The following is a 2340-nucleotide window of genomic DNA, read 5'->3' as shown; positions in this document are numbered from 1 at the left end:
GCCGGGAAGGGCCGGCCCGCAGCGGGCTTCCGGGGGTGCGGGGTCGGTCAGTTGAACTGGTCCGGGTGCGGGCCGGTCCGCAGGTCGCGGTCGGTGGCGGCGATGGCGGCCATGTCCTCGTCGGTCAGCTGGAAGTCGAAGACGTCCAGGTTCTGGCGGATGCGCGCCGGGGTGACGGACTTCGGGATGACGATGTTGCCGAGCTGGAGGTGCCAGCGCAGGACCACCTGGGCGGCGGACTTGCCGGTGCGGGCGGCGATCGCGGTGATCGCCGGGTCGTCCAGGACGGCGCCCTGGGCGAGCGGGCTCCACGCCTCGGTGGCGATGCCGTGCTCGGTGTGGAAGGCGCGCAGCTCGGCCTGCTGGAGGCCGGGGTGCAGCTCGACCTGGTTCACGGCGGGCACCAACCGGCTTTCGTCCAGCAGGCGCTGGAGGTGGGCGGGCTGGAAGTTGGAGACGCCTGCGGCGCGGATGCGGCCCTCGGAGGCGAGGCGCTCGACGGCGCGCCAGGAGTCCAGGTAGAGGTCGCGGGCCGGGGTGGGCCAGTGGATCAGGTACAGGTCGAGGTACTCGAGGCCGAGCTTGGCGAGGCCGGCGTCGAAGGCACGCAGGGTGGCGTCGTAGCCCTGGTCGGCGTTCCACAGCTTGGTGGTGACGAAGAGGTCCTCGCGCGGCAGGCCGGAGGCGGCCAGGGCGCGGCCGACGCCGGTCTCGTTGCCGTAGATCGCGGCGGTGTCGATGCTGCGGTAGCCGGCCTCCAGGGCGGAGGTGACGGCGGCGGTGGTCTCGGCGTCGGGGACTTGGAAGACGCCGAAGCCGAGCTGGGGGATCTCGACGCCGTTGTTGAGCTTCACGGTGGGGACGGTGGGGTTGTTCATGGTGCGTGCTTCCATTCAGCGGGGGAGGTCGGTGAGGGTGTGGCGGACGGTCTGGGCGCTGATGAGTCCTCGGTGTGGTTCCCGGCGATGTGGTCGAGGCCCCCGGCGCCCAGGCGTCGCCCGTGGTCGGCGAGGACCTCCTGCGGTGTGCGGGTCACCGGGCGAGTTCCGCCAGCGCGGCGGTGGCGAAGGAGTGGTCCTGCTCCGGGGCGCCGCCGCCGAGGCCGATGGCGCCGACGAGCTTGCCGTCGCGGTGGATCGGGACGCCACCGGCGATGAAGAGGAGCGGCCGGTCGAGCGCGGTGGCCAGGGTGTGGAACGGTCCGTCCGGCTTGACGAGGTCGACCAGGTCGGCGGTGGGGGCGCCCAGTTGGAGGGCGGTGTACGCCTTGCGGGTGCTGGTCTCCCCGGAGATCAGCACGGCGCTGTCGTCGCGGAGGAAGGCGAGCAGGTGGCCGCCCGCGTCCAGGACGGTGACGCTGACCGCGACCCCGGCCGCCTGGGCGGCGCGGCGGGCGGCGGCGACGAGGGTCTCGGCGTCGGCGGTGGTCAGCGGGGTGAGGGTGGTGCTCATGGTGGCGCTACTCCTGGAAGGAACGGGGAGAGGGGAACTGGGGAGGGGGGAACTGGGGAGGGGAACGGTCAGTGGTGGACGGGGACGGGAGCGGCGGTGACGGCGCCCTCCCGTACGGGGGTGCGGCGCTCCAGGACGGCGGACCAGACGGCCAGCAGGAGCGCGGCTCCGGCGAGCAGCGCGCCGACCCAGTTCGGGGCGGTGTAGCCGAGGCCGGCCGCGATCACCTGGCCGCCGAGCCAGGCGGCGAGGGCGTTGCCGAGGTTGAAGGCGCCGATGTTGACGGCGGAGGCCAGGGTGGGCGCGCCGTGCGCCTGGTCGAGGACCCGCTTCTGCAGTGGCGGGACGGTGGCGAAGCCGAGCGCCCCGACGAGCAGGATGGAGACCGCGGCGAGGATCTTGTTGTGCGCGGTGAGGGTGAACAGGGCCAGCACGACGGCGAGTCCGCCGAGGGAGGCGTAGAGCATCGGCATCAGCTTGCGGTCGGCGAACCTGCCGCCGAGCAGGTTGCCGAGGAACATCCCGGCACCGAACAGGACCAGCAGCCAGGTGACGGCGCCGTCCGAGTATCCGGCGACGTGGGTCATCATCGGCGCGATGTAGGTGATCGCCGCGAAGACACCGCCGAAGCCGAGGACGGTCATCGCCATGGCGAGCAGGACCTGCGGGTTGCGGAACGCCGTGAGCTCGCGGCGCAGGTGGGCGCCCTCGGGGCGGGGCAGGGCGGGGACGAGCTTGGCGATGCCGAGCAGGCCGACCACGCCGAGCGCGGCGACGCCGGCGAAGGTGACGCGCCAGCCGACGGCCTGGCCGATGAAGGTGCCCAGCGGCACGCCGACGATGTTGGCGACGGTGAGGCCGGTGAACATCGTGGCGATGGCGCCGGCC

3 protein-coding genes are annotated in these 2340 nt (G+C 73.1%); all 3 read right to left on the bottom strand.

Annotation, left to right across the window (positions count from 1 at the left end; genetic code table 11):
- Positions 1-47: 47 nt before the first annotated feature.
- A complete protein-coding gene (locus ACFV6I_RS39155) occupies positions 48-878 on the bottom strand; it encodes an aldo/keto reductase (RefSeq protein WP_380345438.1) in 831 nt (276 codons plus the stop codon).
- 154 nt (positions 879-1032) lie between these two features.
- Complete coding sequence (locus tag ACFV6I_RS39150) at positions 1033-1452, bottom strand: heme-binding protein (protein ID WP_063351790.1); 420 nt, start codon at positions 1450-1452, stop codon at positions 1033-1035.
- Positions 1453-1520: 68 nt separating this feature from the next.
- The coding region (locus ACFV6I_RS39145; RefSeq protein WP_380431025.1) for an MFS transporter at positions 1521-2340 on the bottom strand (820 nt) is incomplete at its 5' end.

Source organism: Kitasatospora sp. NPDC059803 (assembly GCF_042732255.1).
Classification (GTDB): Bacteria; Actinomycetota; Actinomycetes; order Streptomycetales; family Streptomycetaceae; genus Kitasatospora.
This window is presented reverse-complemented; position numbering and strand designations above follow the sequence as displayed.

Excerpts from the sequence above, each read along its gene's own strand:
- ACFV6I_RS39150 (WP_063351790.1), bottom strand. The coding sequence starts at position 1,452 with ATGAGCACCACCCTCACCCCGCTGACCACCGCCGACGCCGAGACCCTC.
- ACFV6I_RS39155 (WP_380345438.1), bottom strand. The coding sequence starts at position 878 with ATGAACAACCCCACCGTCCCCACCGTGAAGCTCAACAACGGCGTCGAG.